The organism is Tardiphaga sp. 172_B4_N1_3 (assembly GCF_052076035.1).
Lineage (GTDB): Bacteria > Pseudomonadota > Alphaproteobacteria > Rhizobiales > Xanthobacteraceae > Tardiphaga > Tardiphaga robiniae.
Map to the genome: position 1 here is coordinate 4513212 of NZ_CP197238.1, position 21650 is coordinate 4534861.

21 protein-coding genes are annotated in these 21650 nt (G+C 58.8%); 10 read left to right on the forward strand and 11 right to left on the reverse strand.

The window, feature by feature from the left end:
• The first annotated feature begins 328 nt into the window (after positions 1-328).
• The 4 genes from AB7783_RS21325 (at position 329) to AB7783_RS21340 (ending at position 3784) form a co-directional block, all read left to right on the forward strand.
• The gene (locus AB7783_RS21325) at positions 329-1126 is read left to right on the forward strand and encodes a sensor histidine kinase (protein ID WP_441278745.1); all 798 of its coding nucleotides are present in this window, start codon (positions 329-331) and stop codon (positions 1124-1126) included.
• A gap of 121 nt (positions 1127-1247) precedes the next feature.
• The gene (locus tag AB7783_RS21330; protein WP_441278746.1) at positions 1248-1877 is read left to right on the forward strand and encodes a response regulator transcription factor; all 630 of its coding nucleotides are present in this window, start codon (positions 1248-1250) and stop codon (positions 1875-1877) included.
• A 131-nt stretch (positions 1878-2008) separates the two neighbouring features.
• A complete protein-coding gene (locus tag AB7783_RS21335) occupies positions 2009-2644 on the forward strand; it encodes a response regulator transcription factor (RefSeq protein WP_089263530.1) in 636 nt (211 codons plus the stop codon).
• A 39-nt stretch (positions 2645-2683) separates the two neighbouring features.
• Positions 2684-3784 carry an AI-2E family transporter gene (locus AB7783_RS21340; protein ID WP_441278747.1) on the forward strand — a complete coding sequence of 367 codons (1101 nt, stop codon included), beginning with the start codon at positions 2684-2686 and terminating at the stop codon, positions 3782-3784.
• 16 nt (positions 3785-3800) lie between these two features.
• Here the strand turns inward: AB7783_RS21340 and AB7783_RS21345 are convergent, their stop codons facing one another.
• Positions 3801-5240, reverse strand: a complete 1440-nt coding sequence (locus tag AB7783_RS21345; protein ID WP_441278748.1) for a basic amino acid/polyamine antiporter — start codon at positions 5238-5240, stop codon at positions 3801-3803.
• A 108-nt stretch (positions 5241-5348) separates the two neighbouring features.
• The gene (locus tag AB7783_RS21350) at positions 5349-5894 is read right to left on the reverse strand and encodes a hypothetical protein (protein ID WP_441278749.1); all 546 of its coding nucleotides are present in this window, start codon (positions 5892-5894) and stop codon (positions 5349-5351) included.
• Between the two features lie 411 nt (positions 5895-6305).
• On the opposite strand from AB7783_RS21350, the gene AB7783_RS21355 reads away from it, so the two are divergent.
• Entirely contained in the window at positions 6306-6989 is a 684-nt protein-coding gene (locus AB7783_RS21355) for a hypothetical protein (protein WP_441278750.1), read from the forward strand.
• Positions 6990-7389: 400 nt separating this feature from the next.
• On the opposite strand, the gene AB7783_RS21360 is transcribed toward AB7783_RS21355, so the two are convergent.
• Both AB7783_RS21360 and AB7783_RS21365 read right to left on the reverse strand, forming a co-directional pair.
• Positions 7390-7860: a DUF992 domain-containing protein gene (locus AB7783_RS21360; protein WP_441278751.1), complete on the reverse strand. Its 471-nt coding sequence runs from the start codon at positions 7858-7860 to the stop codon at positions 7390-7392.
• Positions 7861-8034: 174 nt separating this feature from the next.
• On the reverse strand, positions 8035-9861 hold the full coding sequence (locus AB7783_RS21365) for a metallophosphoesterase family protein (protein WP_441278752.1): 1827 nt from the start codon (positions 9859-9861) through the stop codon (positions 8035-8037).
• Positions 9862-10891: 1030 nt separating this feature from the next.
• On the opposite strand from AB7783_RS21365, the gene AB7783_RS21370 reads away from it, so the two are divergent.
• Both AB7783_RS21370 and AB7783_RS21375 read left to right on the forward strand, forming a co-directional pair.
• Entirely contained in the window at positions 10892-11455 is a 564-nt protein-coding gene (locus AB7783_RS21370; protein ID WP_441278753.1) for an HdeD family acid-resistance protein, read from the forward strand.
• A 70-nt stretch (positions 11456-11525) separates the two neighbouring features.
• Positions 11526-12077, forward strand: a complete 552-nt coding sequence (locus AB7783_RS21375; RefSeq protein WP_089263522.1) for a DUF1269 domain-containing protein — start codon at positions 11526-11528, stop codon at positions 12075-12077.
• Positions 12078-12241: 164 nt separating this feature from the next.
• Here AB7783_RS21375 and AB7783_RS21380 read toward each other — a convergent pair whose 3' ends face one another.
• From AB7783_RS21380 to AB7783_RS21405, 6 genes are read right to left on the reverse strand one after another with little or no spacing between them, the layout of a single operon-like run.
• The gene (locus tag AB7783_RS21380) at positions 12242-12646 is read right to left on the reverse strand and encodes a carboxymuconolactone decarboxylase family protein (protein WP_170849614.1); all 405 of its coding nucleotides are present in this window, start codon (positions 12644-12646) and stop codon (positions 12242-12244) included.
• A 58-nt stretch (positions 12647-12704) separates the two neighbouring features.
• Positions 12705-13427, reverse strand: a complete 723-nt coding sequence (locus tag AB7783_RS21385; protein ID WP_441278754.1) for an ABC transporter ATP-binding protein — start codon at positions 13425-13427, stop codon at positions 12705-12707.
• Complete coding sequence (locus AB7783_RS21390; RefSeq protein WP_184512290.1) at positions 13424-14149, reverse strand: ABC transporter ATP-binding protein; 726 nt, start codon at positions 14147-14149, stop codon at positions 13424-13426. Before AB7783_RS21390 ends, AB7783_RS21385 begins: the two co-directional genes overlap by 4 nt.
• The gene (locus AB7783_RS21395; RefSeq protein WP_441278755.1) at positions 14146-15117 is read right to left on the reverse strand and encodes a branched-chain amino acid ABC transporter permease; all 972 of its coding nucleotides are present in this window, start codon (positions 15115-15117) and stop codon (positions 14146-14148) included. Before AB7783_RS21395 ends, AB7783_RS21390 begins: the two co-directional genes overlap by 4 nt.
• Positions 15114-15974, reverse strand: coding sequence for a branched-chain amino acid ABC transporter permease (locus tag AB7783_RS21400; protein ID WP_441278756.1), 861 nt, complete (start codon positions 15972-15974; stop codon positions 15114-15116). Before AB7783_RS21400 ends, AB7783_RS21395 begins: the two co-directional genes overlap by 4 nt.
• Positions 15975-15994: 20 nt before the next feature.
• The gene (locus AB7783_RS21405) at positions 15995-17218 is read right to left on the reverse strand and encodes an ABC transporter substrate-binding protein (protein ID WP_120287479.1); all 1224 of its coding nucleotides are present in this window, start codon (positions 17216-17218) and stop codon (positions 15995-15997) included.
• Positions 17219-17332: 114 nt separating this feature from the next.
• Between AB7783_RS21405 and AB7783_RS21410 the strand changes: the two genes are divergently transcribed.
• The 3 genes from AB7783_RS21410 (at position 17333) to AB7783_RS21420 (ending at position 20207) form a co-directional block, all read left to right on the forward strand.
• Positions 17333-18016 carry a GntR family transcriptional regulator gene (locus AB7783_RS21410; protein ID WP_231078820.1) on the forward strand — a complete coding sequence of 228 codons (684 nt, stop codon included), beginning with the start codon at positions 17333-17335 and terminating at the stop codon, positions 18014-18016.
• Positions 18017-18077: 61 nt separating this feature from the next.
• Positions 18078-18968 (forward strand): NAD(P)-dependent oxidoreductase, encoded by an 891-nt coding sequence (locus AB7783_RS21415; RefSeq protein WP_320445871.1) that lies wholly within the window; start codon positions 18078-18080, stop codon positions 18966-18968.
• Positions 18969-20207, forward strand: a complete 1239-nt coding sequence (locus AB7783_RS21420) for an alpha/beta fold hydrolase (protein WP_441278757.1) — start codon at positions 18969-18971, stop codon at positions 20205-20207. It abuts the gene before it with no gap.
• A 290-nt stretch (positions 20208-20497) separates the two neighbouring features.
• On the opposite strand, the gene AB7783_RS21425 is transcribed toward AB7783_RS21420, so the two are convergent.
• Positions 20498-21382: a DUF2778 domain-containing protein gene (locus tag AB7783_RS21425; protein ID WP_441278758.1), complete on the reverse strand. Its 885-nt coding sequence runs from the start codon at positions 21380-21382 to the stop codon at positions 20498-20500.
• Between the last annotated feature and the right edge of the window lie 268 nt (positions 21383-21650).

Genomic DNA, 21650 nt, shown 5'->3' on the forward strand with positions numbered 1-21650 from the left:
CTCAAACCGTAGCGGGATTCATGCGCCCTGTTGAAGACGACAAGGTTCCTTGTGCAAAGCAAACGCGGCAATTAACTGAAATTACTTCTATTGTTACTTCGTATATTTCGAGACTGAGTACAGTCAGTCGCACATCGGACGATCTGGCGACATCTTACTTGACGCCGATTCAATCAAGGGTATTTAGTAAGGACAACTTCGCGCAAGAGAACGATGGCATTTAACCTTAGTGGTTACTCGCCACTCGATCCAAGATGCATCGGACTACATGATGGCCCACAAGGCTCACGTAGACGACTCGTGTCGAATTCACGTTCGGGAAAAGATCGTGGTTCACGACACTTTCAACGGCACCGCTAGTGCACGAACAAAATCGAAACTTGGAAAATCAGGCCTTGGTATCCAGCTTTTGGCGCTGCAAGAAGATATGCAGCAGCGGATTGCATCAGACCTTCACGATTCGACTTGCCAGCATCTGCTGGCCGCAAGTTTGAATATGATGCGAATGAGGTGCGCCGTTGCTGGCATCGGCAGCGCAATAAAAATTTGTGATGAGATCGACGCGTCGATCTGTGAGGCTCTTAGGGAAATCAGGGCTTTCACCTACCTCCTGCATCCCCAGAATTTGCTCGACGGCGGATTGAAGTCGGCGATCGAGGAGTTTGTGGTGGGGCTTTCATCGCGGACATCGCTGGAAACGCGTCTCAAGATCGATGCTGCGGTCGACGCATTGCCTAACGAAACGCAGCGCTCATTGCTGAGAGTTGTCCAGGAAGCGCTCGCGAACGTCTTCAGGCACGCGAAAGCGACGCAGGTGACTATCTCGATCAAGGCCACAGACACCAACGTCACGCTTCGGATTAGCGATAATGGCTGCGGAATGCCGATTTCTCAGGCGAGAGATCGCCATAAAGCAGTGCCGCTTGGTGTTGGAATTCCGGCCATGAGAGCGAGACTGGATCAGATGGGAGGCACATTTGAGATCCACTCGTCATCCACAGCGGCATGGAGCGGGACCACAGTGTACGCGACTATTCCACGAGCCATCTCGCGCAAAGGAAACAAACCAGCAGATATCCACCAGGGCGGCCGAGGATCGGCGAAGATCCGACCGTCGCATGGCTAAAGGTCAGCTAACGGATGCAGCAATTTGACGCTCAGCGAGGGCAACGAACTCCAAGGGCTGGATCTTCCCGATGAAAGTATTTTGCCGCCCGTAAGGAAATGACATCGGAGTACTGAGGACCATGAAGCAGATTATGATAGCCGATGATCATGACGCGGTGCGGGCTGGAATTCGTGCAGTTCTGGAACGACGTCCCGGATGGGAGGTCGTTGGCGAGGCCCGCGACGGTAAAGAAGCTGTCGCTTGCGCCATCGAGAAGCAGCCGGATGTCGCTATCGTTGATTACTCGATGCCATTCATGACCGGCATCGAGGTAGCGAGGCGGATGAAGGAGTGCAAACTCGCAACAGAGGTGCTCATCTTCACGATGCACGACTCAATCGCGCTCGAGCTACAGGCATCTCAAGTTGGCGTTCGCGCATTCCTGCGAAAATCCGATGCCAACAAAATGCTCCTGGCAGCCGTTGAATCACTGATGCATCACCGATCGTTTCATGCCGGCGCGACTTGCGGCACAATGGTCGGATCGGCTGACGGAAATATTGGCACAAGCCGATCGCTTTCGCCGCGAGAGAAGACAATCGTTAAACTGGTTGCCGAGGGTTACAGCAACAAGCGTGTAAGCGAGACCTTGAATTTGAGTATCAAGACGACCGAGACCCACCGAGCTGCGGCGATGCGCAAGCTTAACGTAAAATCGACTGCAGGTCTGGTTCGGTACGCCGTACGAAATAATCTAGTAGAAGCGTGATTGCGCAAACATGGTCGACGGCCTTCACGGAATTGAAGGTCGTGATGCATATCATGTCAAGGCGGTCGTTCTAGCGAGCTGCTTTCGTCAATTGGATATGGCCAGTGGTTCCAACGAATGGGAACGGCACTGTGAAGCAGATCTTGATTGCAGACGATCATGAAGTCGTGCGATCCGGATTGCGCGCGATCGTCGAAAGCCGTGCGGACTGGGCGGTGAGCGGAGAAGCGAGCGATGGCAGGGCTGCGGTCGCCATGATCAGGGAGTTGAAGCCCGATATAGCAATTGTCGACTATTCCATGCCCGTCCTGAATGGTCTGGAGGTGAGCCGTCAGATCAAGTTGCATTACCCCCGGACGGAGGTGCTCATCCTGACAATGCATGAAAGCAATGAAATCCTCACCGAATCCCTCCTGGCAGGGGTACGAGGCTTCTTGTTAAAGTCAGATGCGCGACATCATCTCATTGCAGCGATCGACGCATTACTCAATCACCGGCCTTACTTCACTGGTGTGGTCGTGGAAAAATTGCTTCACGACTACCTGGCCAGCAAGAGGGACAAATCGAAAGTCCTGCTGTCGTTACGCGAGCAAAACGTTGTCCAGCTGATCGCCGAAGGACACACCAACAAGTCCGTCGGCACGGTACTGAATCTCAGCGTGAAAACTGTCGAGGCCCACCGCGCATCCGCCATGCGTAAACTTGGAGTTTCCTCCACTGCCGAACTGGTCCGGTATGCAATTCGCATGAAACTGATTGGACCCTAGCTGCCATAGGAAATGTGGGGGACCATGCCTGAGCCGAGAGTGGATCAAGCCATCCTAGCCAAGGACGTTCGAAGTGGGGATCTTCCGACGGCAGGCGCGAACGCCGGCCGGCGGCTGACCCTCGGAGGAGCACTCGTTATTCTGGGTGTTGCCAGCGGCATCTTCCTCGCCTGGCGCGCGTCGTCCAGCCTTCTCATCATATTTGCGGCGATCCTGCTTGCATCGCTTCTCGATGCCTGCGCTCGGTCGCTTGGTCGATACATTCCGATCGGGCGCGCGTGGCGGCTAGCCATCGTGATCGTCATCCTGACTGCAGTGATCGTGCTCGGGACAATATGGGGGATTGGAAAAATCCCCGAGCAGGCCCGGATCCTGATGCGCGTCATGGACGCACAACTGGATGTCCTGCAACAACGCCTTCTGGCTTTTGGCGTGGATCTGTTCGGCCCGGACGGAGGGCGCGACTTCTCCCGCTGGTTTCCCGATCACGACAAGCTCTTTGGCCACGCTCAATCGGCCGTCGGGACCGCCTCGAGCTTTCTTGCCAATACGCTCGTCATCATATTTCTCGGCCTTCTCTTCTCGCTCGATCCGCAGGCCTATCGCGACGGTGTCGTATTGCTGGTCAAGCCCTCCTCGCGTGAGCGCATGCGCTCTGTTCTGGATGAAATGGGCGCCGTGCTGCGCTCATGGCTCATGGGGCAATTGATCCGGATCGTCCTGATGACCGCCTGCGTGTGGCTGGCGCTCTATTTGCTCGGCCTTCCAAGCGCATTTCTGCTCGGCCTGCAGGCCGGCCTGTCGAACTTCGTGCCTTATCTCGGGCCGATATTGGCCAGTATCCCCGTGGGATTGGTGGCAATGCCGCTTGGCCCCTCGATGGTGATCTGGGCCATCGGGATCTACACCGTTATTCAATCCATCGAGGGCTATGTGATCGGCCCGCTCATTCAGCGGCGCGCGGTGGAGCTGCCGCCCGCATGGACGCTGGTCGCCATCGTCCTGCTCGGCTCTCTGTTCGGCGTCCTGGGAATTGCGCTTGCGATGCCGCTATTCGCGATCGGGCGCGTCGCCGTTCTTCGACTCTATGTGGAGGACTGCCTGGGAGATAACCTGAACGACGGTCCTGACCTTAGGTAAAGGCGGGAAACTCCGACTAGATGGAAATATTGCCCATCGCAAGATTGTAGAGGCCAGCGGCCGCTGCCACGAGGATCGCTCCGAACAGGATTCCTTCGGCAGATGCAAAGACCGTCGCTTTCTGTTCCCGCCGCGCGATCACAAACAGGATCGTGACCGGCGCATAGAGAAGTGCCGAAAGCAGCAGGAAGGTGGGACCGCCTGCGTAAATCATCACAGCCGCGTAAATCGTGGCGAGCGCACCGCGCACCCAGTCGATAGCGCGGCTACGCGTCTCTGTCTGATATGTTTCCCCGGTCCATGCGAGTTTAAGTCCGTATGCAGCGACAAACAGATAGGGAATGAGCGTCATTGAACTCGTCATCTTCAATGCCAGCGTGAAGGCATATTCAGCAAAATAGGTAACGAGCAGGAAAAGCTGGATCAGGCAGTTGGTAAGCCACAGCGCCCCTGCGGGCACTTTATTGATGTTCTCGCGCGTGAGGAAGCGCGGCATCGTGCCGCTGACGGCTGCGGAATGGAGAACCTCGGCGGCGAGCAATGACCAGGATAGATAATTTCCAAGCACGGAGATCAGCAGGCCGATGCTGATGAATACCTTGCCCCAAGGCCCAACGATCGCTTCCAATACGCCCGCCATCGACGGCGTCGCGAGCGCGCTCAGCTCCGGGCGGAGCAGAATTCCATAGGACAGCATGGTGACCAGGACAAGCAAAGCGAGCACACCGAGAAAACCCAGAACCGTCGCGATCCCGACATCGTTGCGGTCCTTTGCGTAGCGCGAGTAGACGCTTGCTCCTTCGATCCCCACAAACACGAATACGGTGACGAGCATCGTGTTGCGAACCTGGCTCGACACACTGGCAAAGCTCGGCTCCTCACCGCCCCAGAAATTAAGTGCGAAGACGTCGGCCTTGAACGCAAAAGCGGCAACGACGATGAACAGGAGTATCGGTATCATCTTCGCGAATGTCGCAATCGTATTGAGCGCAGCAGCTTCCTTGATGCCCCGGAGGATAAGGATATGAACGCTCCAGAGCAGCAACGACGCGGCCACGATCGCAACGGGCGTGGTGCCGTCGCCAAACACCGGAAAGAACTGTCCCAATGTCGCTTTGATCAGCACAAGACACGCAACATCGGCAAGGCAGCATCCGATCCAGTAACCGGCCGCAGATGCAAAGCCGGCATAGTCGCCGAAGCCAGCTTCAGCATAAGCGAAAATGCCCGTATCGAGATCGGGCCGACGCCGGGACAGCGTCTGAAAGACAAAAGCGAGCATCAGCATTCCGGTGCCGGCAATGCACCAGGCAATCAGGGCGCCGAGACCGCCCGTGGCGCGACCGAATGCCGATGGTAATGCAAAGATCCCGGAGCCGACCATCGAGCCGACCACGAGCGCAATCAACGCGCCGCGCGAGAGCTTCTGATCGGATGAATTGGATGATGTTCCCATTTTTCTATTGAACCTGACGCTCGAAGACGATCGGTCGAATGAAGAAGGACCGGTATTGGCGCAGCAATAGGAGGGCACCGTTTCCGGGTCCCTCCGAGATCGTTCCGGCTATCCGTTCGCACCTTCTGCAATCGGCGACACGGTGTCGTCCACATCGAGCAGAACAGCCGCCCTGGAAAGCCGGTCAAAGAGTTTTCTGCGAGCTGCAACGGGTGGCCAGGCGTAAAGAAAGATTTCCGAAGGCTTCCAGATCGCAACCCAGCCCAGAATAAGAAAGCTCTCTGACAGAACTCTTGAGAACGGTCCCTCCGTCATTCGCTGAGCGAAGACCCAGCCGAGCAAGAGGCAAATGAAAAGGATCACCATTCCGACGACGAGTGACAGCCGGCCGGTCTTGAATAACTCGCTCAGTTCACGCGAGACGGCCTGGCTTCGAAGGCCAAAGTAGTATCTGACGGCGGCAGCGATATCGGATACGTGCGTTTTTCGCAGTTCGTCAGGCGGCAGATAGATGACGATTTCAATTGGGACACGGTCGGAAAACTCCAGCACGCGATCAACGATATAATCCTCAGCCTGTAGCGCGAGATCAGTCTCGCGGAACGGAGACGGATCGAGCGTATCGAAGAGCTGCGATACCTTGCGAAGCTTCATTTCTATTCGCCCGACTTGTGCCCCTTCGGTCGAACGGTTTCTCATAACCTTTCTCGATCGTCTTCGAGCAACGAGGCGTGCCGGCGCGGCGGTCGCAGGGAATGTCCGACGAGCCGAGAAATCCCAGCAGATCATTGACGCTACCACCAGTACAATCAGGTGTTTCCCCTAGGGCGAGATGCAGGATCCAGATTAGGGAACGCCGATTGCGCCCGCACTTGTTGCGTCCGGCGACGCCTCACCCAGGCTGGAAACGAATGGCACCTGCGAACTCATCGGGAAATCTCCTAGGTCCCCTAAGGTGATCATCCGATATCGCATCGGCCTCACAGAAGCTTAGGCTAGCTTTTTCAAGGAGGCCGCGCCGTTTCGGAGTTCGCGACAGCGGACAGAATTGCGACTGGATCGTCGATGAGTGAACTGGATTTGCCACCGGGTCGACATACTGAAGACATTCGCTTCAGAACGAGAAGCATCGTACTCAGGCAGCTACCCTTTCTCGCCATCCTCGCGCTTGCAATTGCGGGTGTGGCCTATACGAATTTTTCAGGCAAACCGCTCATTGGCTATTGGGAGTTCCTCGCCCTCGCAATTGGCGTTGTATGCGTCGTGACCGAATGGACCGAGCTCGATGACAGGCAGGCTCGGGTTCGACTGGTATGGACGCAAGCGCTTCACTGGATCGCTGTTCTTGTTACGATGAACATCATGCTGCTGGCAGGCGTTCAACAGCTTCTGCCTGCGCCTGCGACGAGTCTCGTGCTTTTGATGTTGCTGGCGCTTGGCACCTTTCTCGCCGGCCTGAACCTTATGTCGCTGCAAATGGGCTTTCTCGGCCTCTCGATGGCTCTGGCAGTTCCCGCGATTTCCTGGATCAAGCAATCGGCGCTCTTTCTGATTCTGGTTGTGGTCTTCGTAATCGGCCTTGCCATGGCTTTCTGGTCGCTCCGGACGGATACGCGTCGATCGGAGCGAACGGCGTCTTCACGGCCTGCCTCGCCGGGCGATCCGGTTGCCGGTCACGAAGACACATCGGACGAAGATACATCGGACATCGAAGCAGCTCGCCGGCGCCTTGGGCTAAGCGACGATTAGCGGATCTGACAAACCAGGAAGCTGCGTTAGGCCGCATGGAGATGCGCAGCTTTTTCATTTAAGAGTTTCCGTGGGAGCGATCCTTGTTGGGAGATGTCATGAAGCGCTTTATTGCTGCGGCAGGTTCAGGGCTGATTTTCTTGTGCGCTGCGTTCTCCGCGACTGCAGACCCTCGCGACTCCGTCGAGCGCGGTCAAAGACTGGATTCTGAAGCAATTCGAGACGATGTCCGCACCAACCGCCTGAAGACACCAGCGTCACCGCTCAACGTCGAACAACCGCGGCAAACTCAAGGACAGACACTGCACCGCAGAGGGCGACCACGCTTGCACGCCATGCCGCGACCTCCGAGCGAGCGACAATTGCGGTTGCGCCGGCAACAAAGATCAGTCGAGTGACGCTAGCGTAACGTCAGCGTCGCTATTCCCGCGGCAAGGCTCACGCCGATCTGGCGCTCAAGCGACAGTGGCTGGAGCATCACGGTCCTGCGAGATCCCCCGATCAGAACATTAGCGCCCAGACCCGGGCCAAACGCCACACTGCCACTCGCGCCGACGTAATTTCCACGGAGCGTACCCCGGCCGACCTGTGAGTTTCGGGCAAAGACCCGCCAGACCAACGCGCTCGACGGAGTTACTCCGAGATCCAGGCCGATGCGGCGTACCGTTCCCTCATAGATGTACTGCCGTGACGCATTTCGTACCCTGAACACGCATCGCAACGTCTGACGTGAACCGATAATCAATCCAATCCGGACGTTGCTCATACATGTCAGCGTTCCTGCCCTGAATGCGGCAGAGGAAGCCGGCAGCGATGAAACGCAAAGCAAAAGGGATGCACCGAAAAGTCCAAGCAGGGCTTTCTTGATCATGGGAGCCTCCACTTTCTGCGCGAGAATATGGCAGTTGCTATTCAGCGCCGCAAGATCGCCACGTCAGGCCAACTCACAAGCTGACTCGATTTCGATTCGAATAGTTACGACGCGATGCGGCCCGGCGCTATTTTCTGGTCGATACATTTCCGCAGACGATTGCGAGTGATCGCATTACGCGATCGATGATCTGGCGGTCGTATCCTCCGCTGCATCCGCATGGTCAAGCGCGCCCGCCAGCACGTCGATCCGCTCCGGCTCAAGCAAGCAAAGCTGCTCACCCGGCCCTGCCGCAAGCCTGTGAATATAGAAGTGCGTGCTGGCCGCATCGGCAGCGCCCATGACCGGTGACGGCGCCGAAATGACCTTCAACGATCCAAAGGTGCCGATCCAATCGATATGGCGATGTCCGTGCATGACGACGGCCCGATCGGCAAAGGCCTCCAACCGACGTACAAACCAGCTGCCGTTGATCACAGCCGTGCCGATGCGTTCAGCGAACGCGGTCACTGGCATCGGATACTCCATCAGATGATGGTGCAATGCGATTATCCAGCGCGCTTTCGGGAACTGAGCGATAAAAGCCTCCAGCCGACGGGTTTGCTCGATCGAGACGAGGCCAAGTGCATTGGTGAAGGAGAAATGTGTTTCGGCATTGGAATTGAGCAGCGCTATGCCGAGGCCATTCTCCTCCAGAGGAGGAACCACCATCGGATACAAATCATCGAAGACCCCACGCAACCGGGCTGCGCGCTGCAGGCCACCGAGGTCCGCGAAGTCGGCCATCTGACGGCGATACGGCGCCAACGCGTCGTTCAGTGTCGTTGTATGGCCTTTCCCGTCTTTCACAACAAACGCACGATCGCCCTGAATGGCAGCGATGGCCGAAAGCGTGCGGACCTGTCGCAACCGTTTGCCCGGACTGAACGGGAGATCCAGCCGTGCCGGATTCGCCCGGTCCACGATGTTGATATCGTGATTTCCGGGCAGCACGAAGGTGCGCGCGACGAGATCCGGATAGCCCGACAGGACGTCCAGAAACTCTGCCCATTCGGTCGCCCGTCCGGCATCGGTCATGTCTCCGCTGATCAGTACATGGTCGAGCGGATCAACGGCGTGAATGGCGGCCAGCCGCACCATCACTTGCTCAAGACGCTCATTCCCCTGCGGCCCGGCGCGCCCGCTTTCAATGCGAAACCCGTATCGTTCGCCAACCACATGGAGGTCCGACAAGTGAGCCACGCGCCAGATCCTGGTGTGTGCCGGCGCTGCATCGAACGCGACAATATCCACCGGCTGTGCCATACGGGCATCGGCCAGGCCCCAGACAAGCGATGCGCCGGCAAGGTAGCCGCATATCAGGACTGCGGCATTTGCCAGCGTCGGAATGATCAAACGATGGGGAACACCAAGATCTTCCAGGCTTCCTGTCCAGCGCGAGGCTGGCCACGCCCACATCGCGACCGCCACAGCGCAGATGGAGATGGCGATTCCTGCCGCGGCCGAATTCACCGCGCGGAGCCGCGCTCTGCCATGCACGGTCAGATGTCTCCCCAGCACTTTCTCCGTCAGATGCTGCAGGCCTTCGCGGCCGAAGACATATCCGGGCTGGATGGCAAGCGCGTTAAGAGACCAGAAGTTGGTCTCGGCGAACCGAAACAGAGGCTTCCAGCCGATCCACCCCAGCGCGATGATCCCGATCGCCACCAGGAACGCGCCAATCTCGGTCAGGACGAGAACCTTGTCCGACAGAGTTGAGAGCCAGGCAGAAGCAACCAATGCCGCGAGACCCAACGACACCGCCGGCAATAACAACGATACTGTCCAGGCAAACAGGAGCTTCGGCAGACTGACTTCAACAAGCAGGCTCCCGGCCATCGAGAGCAGGGTTCGCTGTTCAGGACTGGCGGCATCGTCCTCGATGTCGCCCTGGCGCGGGTCGATCGTTTCCCTGTTCCACTCCTTCGTTGGCTCGTCGTCTCCCGCATCCCCTCTCTTCATGGCATCGCCTCTTGTGAGCAGGCATGTTCCTGTCACCAGAGTGACGCTATCACATCTTCGACGACATCCGCGCGCGTCAGGGTTTGACCCGATGCAACATCACCGCTCGTATGATGTAATTACCGAAGCATGGCGAGAGATGAGCGCGGCAAATAGAGACAGGTCACTGAAAATATCACTCAATTTCTCGAACATGTTGCAGCAGGCATGCAGATCTGATTAGGCGGTTCAAGACTCCTGAAAATTGAGACAGCGAGGCATACCCATATGGAGCGCATCTTCCCGTTCTGATTGACGGACTACGCCTTTGGTAATATCCATTCGCCCCGTGCGATATCAAAAATCAGGCTGATAAAAAGCCGGAACGGAGTCCCATGGACTCGCAATCGATCGCAACACAGGCTGAACGGCCTGATGTCCCGACTGGGCAATCGACCTGGTCGGAGACTGTTCAAGGGCTGGCGCCTGAAACCCATCGCCGCTTCACAACAGCTTTCATGGGCGAACTATCATTCGCGACTGCCATTTGCGGGCCCATGCACGTCCGCGCCTCACCGTTGATCTTGCGATGCCGTCGCTATTCGGAGTCGCTACGATTATCGGCTCTGCCGTGCAGTTCCGGCGCCTCCTTATATCCCTGACGTTCCTTTTCTATTCGTGAAAGGAGAAGTTCTATGGAAGCGATGGATCGGCGAAACCTCTTGCAGGGCCTTCTGTTCAGCGCGGTCGCCACGGGCCTTGGCACGAGCGTCTTTCTTACGACTGCCAAGGCCGCGCCAATCCCGCTGCAGAAAGACCTTGCCAACAAGCTGGAGCCGCTCACCGAAAACGCCCAGGTGGTTGTGGCGGGCCGGCCGCCACGCAGGGTCCTTCACCACCCGCATCGATCGTGGCGACGTCGTCGCCGTGTATGTTGGTGGCGCCATGGTCGCCGCGTCTGCGCTTGGCGCTGATGGTATGAAGCGCATGCGCAGTGACACGGGCGGCCTCAAATCATAGCGCAAAAGCAGCGCAGGAGCGGGAGGACAAGATGACGACGTATGGCAATAGTTCCTCGGTAAGCGTCACCGGCTTGTCTTCACCGCCGTTCTGGATATGCGTACTGCTTGGCATCGTTCTAATTTTGGCCGGGCTCCTGATCCTCGGCGATGTCGTTCTCGCCACCGTCATCAGCACGCTGTTCATCGGCTGGACGGCCATTGCCGCCGGCGTGTTCGAAATGATCCATGCGTTCTGGACGAAAGGATGGGGAGGATTTCTGTGGCAGATCCTCCTCGCCATTCTCTACGTCGCATTCGGCATCGTTCTGGTGCAACAGCCCGTCGCCAGCGCGATCATCCTCACCTATGTCCTCGGTATATTGCTGCTGGTTTCCGGCGTCATTCGCGCGCTGCTTGGATTTAGCCGCTGGAGCAAAGGGGGCTGGATCATGCTGGCTTCAGGACTGTTCGGCGTTCTGGCAGGTCTGGTTATTCTGACAGGTTTTCCCAGGACGGGCCTGTGGGTCCTCGGCTCTCTGCTGGCCGTCGACATGATCTCCCACGGTTTGGCGTGGCTCGCTTACGCATGGCAACTGAGAACCAAGGCAGCATAGCGGCAGAAGGAACCATCAACGACGAAGGCCACGTGGCACCATAGAAATCTCTCAGTCAGGAGGAATAGAAATGTCAGATCTCGTTGCGATCATCTATCCATCCGAAGCAAAAGCCGAAGAGGTGCGGCAGCGTCTGTTCAAGCTGCAGAAGGAATATCTGATCACGATCAGCGATGCCGTTATCGCGGTGAAAACCGAAGCCGGCCCGGTCAAGCTGAACCAGTTGATGAATACCACCATGGCCGGTGCGGCCTCCGGCAGCTTCTGGGGATTATTGATCGGCGTGTTGTTCCTGAATCCCCTTCTCGGCGTGGCACTGGGCGCCGCATCCGGTGCATTGGGCGGCGCACTGACGGATTACGGCATCAACGATGATTTCATGAAGGAACTATCGGCAAATCTTCAGCCGGGAAATGCGGCGCTGTTCGTTCTCATCAAGAGCATCACCGCAGACAAGGTGCTCAAGGAAATCCAGGACGCCGGCGGCACCGTGCTGAAGACGTCCCTGGACGATGCCAAGGAGCAGGCGCTCAGGAACGCGCTCGCCAAGGCCACAACCGAGCCCCAGGCTCAGGCAGCACCAGCGGCGTCCACGACCACGGCATCCAAGCCCGCTGCCTGAGTTTGCTTGGGCTGGCATGGGTACAACAGAAGCGCTCGGCGTAGATATCTGCGCCAATTGCTCTTGTGCGTATCATCGCCGCGAATAACGAAGTCCGCCTGATCTTGCGCAGATCAAGCGGACTGTTGAATTTGCGTTTGAGGTGTCGTTGTTAGGCCGGCGACCTACTCCACCTTGCCCATTTCCTTGAGTACTTCGTTGGCGGCTTTGAAGGCATCGAGGCCGGCCGGGATACCGCAATAGACCGTGGCGTGCAGCAGCACTTCCTTGATCTCGTCAACCGTGACGCCATTGGTGATTGCGCCGCGCGTGTGCAGCTTGATTTCCGGCGCGCGGTTCAGCGCCGTCAGCATTGCGAGGTTCAGCATGCTGCGGGTCTTGCGATCGAGGCCCGGACGATTCCACGCATAGCCCCAGCACCATTCGGTGGTGATGTGCTGGAACGACATCATGAAGTCATTGGTCGACTGCATCGACTTGTCGACATAGGCCGCGCCGAGAACTTCGCGCCGCGCGGCAAGACCGATGTCGAACATTCCGCCGAGTGTGATGTTCTGATCGTAGCTCATGTTTATTCCTTCCATTTGCGATTGCCGGGATTCGACGTCGTTCGCCCGTCTGACTCGATCATATGCCGAGATAGGCCGCGCGAACGGCAGGATTTTCATTCAATTCTGCAGACGTGCCCTGCAGGGCGATGCGACCGCTTTCCAGCACATAACCGCGTGTCGCAACATCGAGCGCCAGCCCGACATTCTGCTCGACCAGCAGGATCGACGTTCCGCGGCTGTGGATCTTGGTGAAGGCATCGTGCATTTCTTCGACGACCTTCGGCGCCAGACCGTGGCTCGGTTCGTCCAGCAGCAACAGCTTCGGCTGAAGCATCAACGCACGCCCGACAGCGACCATCTGCTGCTCGCCGCCCGAGAGCGTGCCTGCCAGTTGACCGCGCCGCTCGCGCAGACGCGGGAACAGTTCGAAGATGCCTTCCATGCGCGACGACAGATCCTTGGCATGCCGTGCGGTGAAGGCACCGAGCATGAGGTTTTCTTCCACCATCATATCCGTAAACACATGACGCCCTTCGGGAACATGCGCGATGCCCAGCGTGGGGATATCATGCGAGGCGCGGCTTGACAGATCATTGCCGGCAAAACGCAACGTGCCGGTGACATGCGGCACAAGGCGCGAGATCGCGCGCAGGATCGTGCTCTTGCCCGCAGTATTGGCGCCGATGATGCAGACGAACTCGCCTTCGAACATCTGTAGATCGATGCCGTGCAGGACTTCGATCTCGCCGTAACCGGCATTGAGGCCCTTGATCTCGAGCAATGGCTGAGACGCATTCATTTGTGGGCCTCCATCGAACGGCCAAGATAGGCTTCCACCACCACCGGATCGTTCGCCACCTGCTCCGGCGTACCATCGGCTAGAAGGCGGCCGAAGTTCAGCACCAGGATGCGATCGCAGATCGTCATGATTGCGCGCATATGATGCTCGACAACCAGCAGCGTGATGCCGTCGTCGCGCAGCGAGCGGATCAGGTCCATGATCTCCTGCATCTCCACCGGATTGAGTGCGGCCATCACCTCATCGAGCAGCAGCACCTTCGGGCCGGTACACAATGCGCGTGCCAGTTCGACACGCGCGCGCTCGGGGAACGAGAGATTGCCCGCAAGCTTGTGGGCGACGGATTTGAGCCCGACGCGGTCGAGGCAGATCAACGCCTCCTTGCGCGCAGTCTCGACATCGTGGCGCAACAGGCCTGCGGTGAGCACGTTGTCGAGCACCGAACTTTCGGCAAACAGCGCCACGTTCTGGAACGTCTTGGTCATGCCAAGCGCCGCAACCCTATGCGGCTTCTGGCCGACGACGCTGGTGCCGTCGAGCTGGATCGAGCCACTGTCCGGGCGAATGAGGCCGACCAGCGTACTGAAGAACGTCGTCTTGCCGGCACCGTTGGGCCCGATCAGGCCGACGATCTGGCCTTTCGGTACCGAGAACGTCACGTCGGACAGCGCCTGAAGGCCGCCGAAACGACGCGAGATGCTACGCACATCGAGAATGGTCATGAGCGTGCCTTCTTCGAGAAGCGTGCCATCAACGAGTCGAACACCGTGATAAAGCCCCGTGGACGCCACAGAATGACGGCGATCAGGATGGCGCCAAAGATCAGTTGCGACAGGCCCGCCGCGCCCGACGAGAATAGATCGTTCATCAGCTCCTCCACGGGGATGATGAACAATGCGCCGAGGATCGGACCGATCGCCGTACCGACGCCGCCCAGAATGGCGATCAAAGCGACGCGAATGGAGATGGAGGCGGCGCTGAACACCGTATCCGGATCGAAGAACACCGCGACCTGCGCATAGAGCGTGCCCAGCATGGCCATCAGCACGCCGGAGATCACAGCGGTCTGCAGCTTCACCTTGGTGGTGTCGATGCCGATCACTTCCGCAGCGGCCGGGTTTTCCTTGATGGCGCGCAGCCGATAGCCCATGGCACTGCGCCGAATCCATTCAAAAATGACCGTCACAATGATCAAGGCGATCAGCGCGATATAGGCATGCGGCAATAGCTGCTTGAACGAATAGGCAGCAATGCTGGGCGGCACGAACGGCACCGAGAGGCCGACCGGTCCGCCGGTGAGCGATGTCCAGACATTGGCAATGACGCGCATCACTTCGCCGAACGCCAGCGTTGCCAGAGCAAAGTAATGGCCCTGCAGTCGCATGGTCGGAACGGCAATGATCAGCGCGGCGATGCCACCGAGGAAGCCGCCGGCGAACATGCCTATCCACGGGCTGATGCCGAATTTCAGCACCAGGATGGTGGACGTATAGGCGCCGATGCCGAAGAAGGCGGCGTGGCCGAGCGACGTCTGATTGGCCAGGCCACCGATGATATTCCAGACCTGCGCCATCGCCGCGAACAGCAGCGTGAAGGTGAGCACGCGGATCCAGTATCCGGTCGGGCTAAGCAGCAGCGGCAACACAGCCGCAATGGCGATCACAGCCAGAATTGCGATCCAGCGTTTCATCGGGATGCTCCCACGAGGCCTTGCGGCCTCACCGCGAGCACGAAGATAAAGACGATGAACAGAATGAGGTTCTGCAACTGGATCGGAAAGAACAGCGAGGACAATGCCTGAATGACGCCCACCGCGAGCCCGCCAACGACGGCACCCGCAACGCTGCCGAGACCACCGAGCACGACGACGGTGAACATCAGCACGACGAACTGGCCACCGACCCCGGGGAATACAGTGACATAAGGCAGGATCACCGCGCCGCCGAAAGCCGTGAGGCCGACGCCGAGCGCGAATGCGATCTTGTACATCAATGCTGTATCGATCCCCATCAGCTGCGCGGCCATCGGGTTCTGCGCCGTCGCGCGCATGGCGCGGCCGAACCAGCTCGTGCGCATGAACCACCACAGGGCCAGGCCGCAAGCCAGCGACATGCCGAAGGCGATCAGATACGGCACGCTGATGAACAGCGCGCCGAGCGACAGCGACATGGTCTGGTAGGACGAGGTCACCGAACGAAACTGCGAGCCGAACAGCAACAGCGATCCGTTCTCGATGACGATCAAGAGTCCGACGGTGAGGAAGATCTGCGCTACCGACGGTGCCTTCAACACGCGCGCAATCAACTGCCCCTGCACCAGCCAGCCGATGCCGAACGCCACCGCGAAGGACAGCGGCGCGGCCAGCACCGGATCAAGGCCGAGATAAGCCCAGGCGAACCAGGACACGAACATGCCGATCATCAGGAATTCCGCCTGCGCGAAATTCACGATGCCCATGACACCATAGACCAGCGTCAGGCCGATGGAGATGACGGCGTAAACGCCACCAACCAACAACCCGTCGATTATTGCTTGTAGAAATGACACTGCGATCTTTCTTCAGTTCGTCAGGACTTCCAGACCGCCGTGCCCTTGGCGACATCCTTCGGCCAGACCGTGACGAGCTCCTTGTTGCGCCATTGCGCCATGACGGGAACCGACAGGATATTGAGGCCAGTGCTGTCGAATTCGACGGCGCCGCCGGTCATCGCCTTGGTCCAGCCGCCGGTGAACTTCGCGCCGCGCAGCGCCATGGTGACGTCCTCGGCCTTGGCCGACTTCGCCTTCTCGATCGCCTGCACCAGCACGTCGAGCGCGACGGCGTGTTCCAGCGCCTCATGCACCATGAAATAGCCGAAGCGCTTGCGGAAACGCTCGGTGAGATCCGGCGCGAGATCGTAATTGGCTGGCGCGATCGAGAGCACATTCTCCGCGAATTCGCCGAGGCCTTTCTCGAAATCCGGAATAACATAGCCGGCCGCGCCACCGATGGCCGGAATCGTGATGCGCTGCTGGCGCATGGTGCGGATCAGCAGCAGGCTGTCATTGAGATAGGACACCGGGAAGACGGCCTGGGCACCGGACGCGCGCAGCTTGTTGATCAACGGCGTGGTGTCGGTGATCCCCAGCGGATAGGCATCGTCCATCGCGATGTCGATATTGGCTGCCTTGGCAGCGGCACGAAGGCCGGCCGCCTGCGCAGTGCCATAGGCAGTGTCCTCATACATGATCGCGATCTTGTCGATCTTGGCGCCGGATGCCTGCGCAATCGCCAGCGTGTAGTCGAGCTGCGCCTTGCCGAGCGCAGATGCCTTGGCGACGATCTGGAAGATGTTCTTGAAACCGCGGCCGGTGATCTGGTCCGCGAAGGACATGGTGAGCAGCGGAATGTCACGGCGTTCCGTGACTTCCGAAATGGCGATGGTCAGCGATGATGCGAATGCGCCGAGGATCGCCGTCACTTCGTTCTGGGTAATGAGGCGCTGCGCAACGGTGCCCGCGGTGGTCGGTGTCGAGGTCGCGTCCGCGACGATCAAATTGATCTTGGCACCGCCGAGCGCCTTGATGCCGCCGGCTGCGTTGATCTCATCGGCGACCAGCTCGATGCCGTTGCGCGAATTGATGCCGAACTGCGCATTGGCGCCCGACAGCGGCATGATCACGCCGATATTGACCGGCTTCGCCTGCGCGCGTGCCGACGAAACAATCATCGGGCTGGCCAGCAGAGACGCGGTTCCGGCGAGCAGCGAACGTCGGCTCAGGCCACCACGATGGGAGGTTGTCTTGGACATGGGCGTTTTCTCCGAATGCAGAACGGCCTTTGCGGCTTCATCGCCAATTCGACATAAAACAGACGAGCGGTCAAGCAGCTTGACAGATTGTCTGATAGGCGGTCAACTTGACGCATGGCAAAGATCGAATCGGACCTGAATGTCTCGCGGGAATCGACCAGCCTGCGACTGCTGGTTGAAAACAGACTGCGCTCTGCAATCGGTAGCGGGCTGTTCAAGCCCGGCCAGCGGCTGATCGAGCGTGAGCTGTGCGAGCAGGTCGGCGTCGGCCGCACCTCGATCCGCGAGGCGCTCCGGCAACTGGAGGCAGAGGGCCTTGTCACTACGATCCCGCATCGCGGCCCCATCGTCAGCACCATCAGCGTCGAGGAAGCCGAGCAGCTCTACGATCTGCGCGCGCTGCTGGAGGGTTATGCCGGCCGTGAATGTGCGCGGCTGCGCGATCCGGAAATCATTGGACGATTGCGTAAACAGTTCGTCCAGATGGGCGCCGTTGCCGGTCAGGAAGACCGCAGCGACCTGTTGGCCGCCAAGACTGAATTCTATGCTGCGCTGCTCGAAGGCTGCGGCAATGTTTTCGTCGAACGCTTTCTGAAGATGCTGCTGAACCGCGTCACGGTGCTGCGCATGACGTCGATGACCCAGTCCAATCGCATCGGCCGCAGTCTTGCCGAAATCGAGACCATCCTTGTCGCGATCGAGGCCGGCGACCAAGATGGCGCCGAGCAGGCTTGCGTCCAGCACATCAAGAATGCCGCCGCGATAGCGCTGGAAGCGTTACGGCGTGATAATCCCTGACCAGCGCGATCACCTGCCGCGCCAGATATCGACTAAAATAAGAACTTGAAGAGGAACGCCCGTGTCGAATTCAGCCGCCATCAATCCGCCCGCCAAGATCGCCGTCATCGGCCTCGGCAATATGGGACGCCCCATGGCCGCATGTATTGCGCGCGCGGGCTATCAGGTGGTTGGCTTCGATACGTTTGCGGAAGCCCGCGCCAAATATGCCGAAGCCGGCGGCACGTCAGCGGCGACCGTCGATGAAGCCGTCAAGGATGCAGCCGCCGTCATCACGCTGCTGCCCGATGGCAAGATCGTGCGCGCGGCCGTGGAAGGCTTCAAGGCGAAGCTCGCGCCGAGCACGGTGGTGATCGATATGAGTTCCTCCGCTCCGATGGGCACGCGTGCACTCGGCGAAGAACTGATCGCGGCAGGCCTTGCTTTCATCGACGCACCGGTGTCGGGCGGCGTGAAACGCGCCGTCGACGGCACGCTGGCGATCATGGCCGGCGGCGACGGCAAGACCATCGATCGCGCCGATCCCGTGCTGAATGCCATGGGCAAGTCGGTATTCCGCACCGGCCCGCTCGGATCCGGTCACGCCGCCAAAGCGCTGAACAACTATGTCTCGGCAGCAGGCCTCGCCGCTGCCGCCGAAGCCGTTGCCATCGGCGGTAAGTTCGGCATCGACCCGAATGTCCTCGTCGACGTGCTGAACGCCTCCACCGGGCGCAACAACTCGACCGAGAACAAGCTCAAGCAGTTTATCATTCCCGAGAAATACACTTCGGGATTTGGGCTGGCCCTGATGGCGAAAGATATCCGCACCGCCGACGAGCTCGCCCACCAGATCGGCGTCAGCGCGCCACTGGCAGATGAAGTCGCTGCACTGTGGGATGCCGCGCTGGAGAAACTCGGACCGTCGGCCGACCATGTCGAAATTGGCCGCTATCTCACTGCCAGGAAGTAGGTGACGTTGGGCATGGGCCTGATCGACGAGCTTCGCAATCGACTTGCGGTCGCGATTGCCGCGCCGGAGGTGCAGTCTTTTGCGCGCGGACTGGATCTTGAAATTCAGTTTGGGATCGATGAGGCCGCCGTCGCGATCGCTTGTCGCAACAACCAGCCGGTTGTCAGTATACCCAGCAATGCGCCGGATATCGCGCTATCTGGACCAGCCACAGCATGGCTGAAGGTGCTGGCGCCCTGCCCGCCGCCGACCTATCATTCATTTTCATCGATCCAGCTGCGCAACACCAGCTTCACCGTGAGCGGCGATGCGCTGGTCATTGCGCAGGCCCGCGCATTTCTAGAAGCCGTGTTTGCGAATCTGACGACGCCGGCCGCGCATGCGGTAGAAGTCGATCTCACACGCCTTGAGGGCCGCTATCACCGCGTGCACAGCGCCGGCGGGCAGATTGCCGAAATCTATTCAGAGGCCACGGGCACCGGCAGGCCAGTGTTGTGCCTCCACACAGCCGGAGCGGATACGCGGCAGTTTCACGGCGTGATGTGCGATCCCGAACTGGGGCGCGACTGGCGCCTGATCGGCTTCGACATGCCGCATCATGGCCGCTCCATGCCACCTATCGGTTGGGACGGCAGCATCTATCAGCTCGATCAACCGACCTATCTGGACTGGTGCGCGAGCTTCATCGAACAGGCGATCGGCGACCCCGTTGTGGTGATGGGCTGCTCGATGGGCGCCGGCATCGCCATGGCGCTCGCCGCAGAGCGACCTGATCTCGTGAAGGCCGTGATCGCGCTCGAGGCGCCCTTGCGCCCGCGTGGCCGTCGTAACGACTATCTCACCCATGCACGCGTCAATGGCGGCTGGCATTCGGCAGCCTATGTGCGCGGATTGATGAGCCCGTCCAGCCCCACTGAGGATCGCCGCCGCGCCGCGTGGATCTATTCGCAGGGTGCGCCGGGCATCTATGACGGCGATCTGGCTTTCTATTCGGACGAGTTCGACGGCGAGCAGATCGCCAAGCTCATCGACGGCCACAAGATCCCCGTCCATCTCCTGATCGGTCACTACGACTTCTCTGCCACCGTGAGCGATGCCTACGCGCTCGCCGAATGGATCGAAGGCGCCGTGGTGACAGAGATGCCGGAGCTCGGGCATTTTCCGATGACGGAGAACCCGCCAAAAATGCTGGACTATCTGCGTCCCGTCTTCCAGGCACTGCGTCGTTTGCCGCTCTGACTGCGCGGAAATCAATCCGGGGGTTGCAGTCCCGGTGACGCCACCCAATTTTCGACCTTCGCGTAAAAACGAAACTGCTGTGCTTTCTTAAGCAGTTCGTCTCTCTTCGGGCCGGGCTCCAAGGCGTCAGCTCGCTCAGCGCAATTTTTCGCCATTCGCGCGTAGTCACTGGGTGTCATATGCGAATCCCCCGATTCGGCGTTGGCATACTACCAATCTAAATCTGGGCGAAAATTAGTTCTGAAGATCAATCTCAAGCCGGTGCGATATCTGAGTATTCACAGACACGGCTACATCGACGTTTTTTGTGCCACCATAACGGTCGGATCGGCCAGGCTCGGTACGACGATCAATCGCTTCACGGCGCCTGCTTTGTAAGCCTGCAAGAACGTTGCGTAGTCCTTGAACGATACGCAACCGTTCGAATCTCCCTTTGGTCCCATCAGGTAGCTGTGCGTAAGCAATCCGGCGCGGCCAAACAGATCACCTTGACCCACCGGCTTCATTCTCAATGCTTCAACGCCGTGAAACGGCTTCTCTCGCTTGCTCAGTTCATATATCTGCGGCGGCGTCGCACCTCGATCATGGACGTGGACTTGCGTTGGATCGTCCATCAGTTCGCCAAGTCCGGAGTGAGCCTCGAGCCGCGTTCCGTCGGGCATGTAAACGGTGCGCGCGGAAATATCGTAAAGCGCCGTTCGCGTTTCCGCCAACGTTGGAGGTGCACTGTCCTTTCCGTCACCGGAGATTCCACCCTCGGGTGACGCAGATGCCAAAACAGTTTCAGACGGCTGTAGCATCGCGAAGACTTTTTTAAGTGCTGCGCTTACGTTGGACAAAGGATCAGACGGTGTTGACGCTTGATCGGGCAGAGACACAGCAATCAAATTGGCCGCCGACGGCCGGACTCTCGGTAGCGGCACTTTTCCATTCGCCGCCGAGATTCCGAGCGAGCTGTCGGCGGGAAGCACTGGCGGCGATCGCATTGCTTGCGCGAGCTGCGACTTAGCCCGCTGAACTTCTAATTCGACATGAGAAGCCGACACTTCAAAATCAAACGCTTGCGGAAAACGCTGAACGAACGAGACGTCGTCGAGCTGGGGACTACTTGGATTTTTCGCCTTAAAGAAGCTCAGTACATTTTGAGGCTCTCGAACATACGCACATAGCGTCAAAGCCGCAGCGAGGGCTCCGACAGACGCAGCAGCGATAACAATTCGAGATCTACGCAATTGATGCCCCGGACACGACGCAAAAAGGCTACCTAATGATTCAGGCTCAAATCAAGCCAACGAGCCTGACGTATTAGGCCATTTTGGCCTTGCCAGACTTTGCGCCACTCCGGAAGGTCCGTCTCCCAGAGCGAGAGATTCCTTTTCCAGTCCAGCCTGCCTAAACAGGCTCGCTAAAAACCCAGCCATCGACGTAGACGTCATCCTGTTA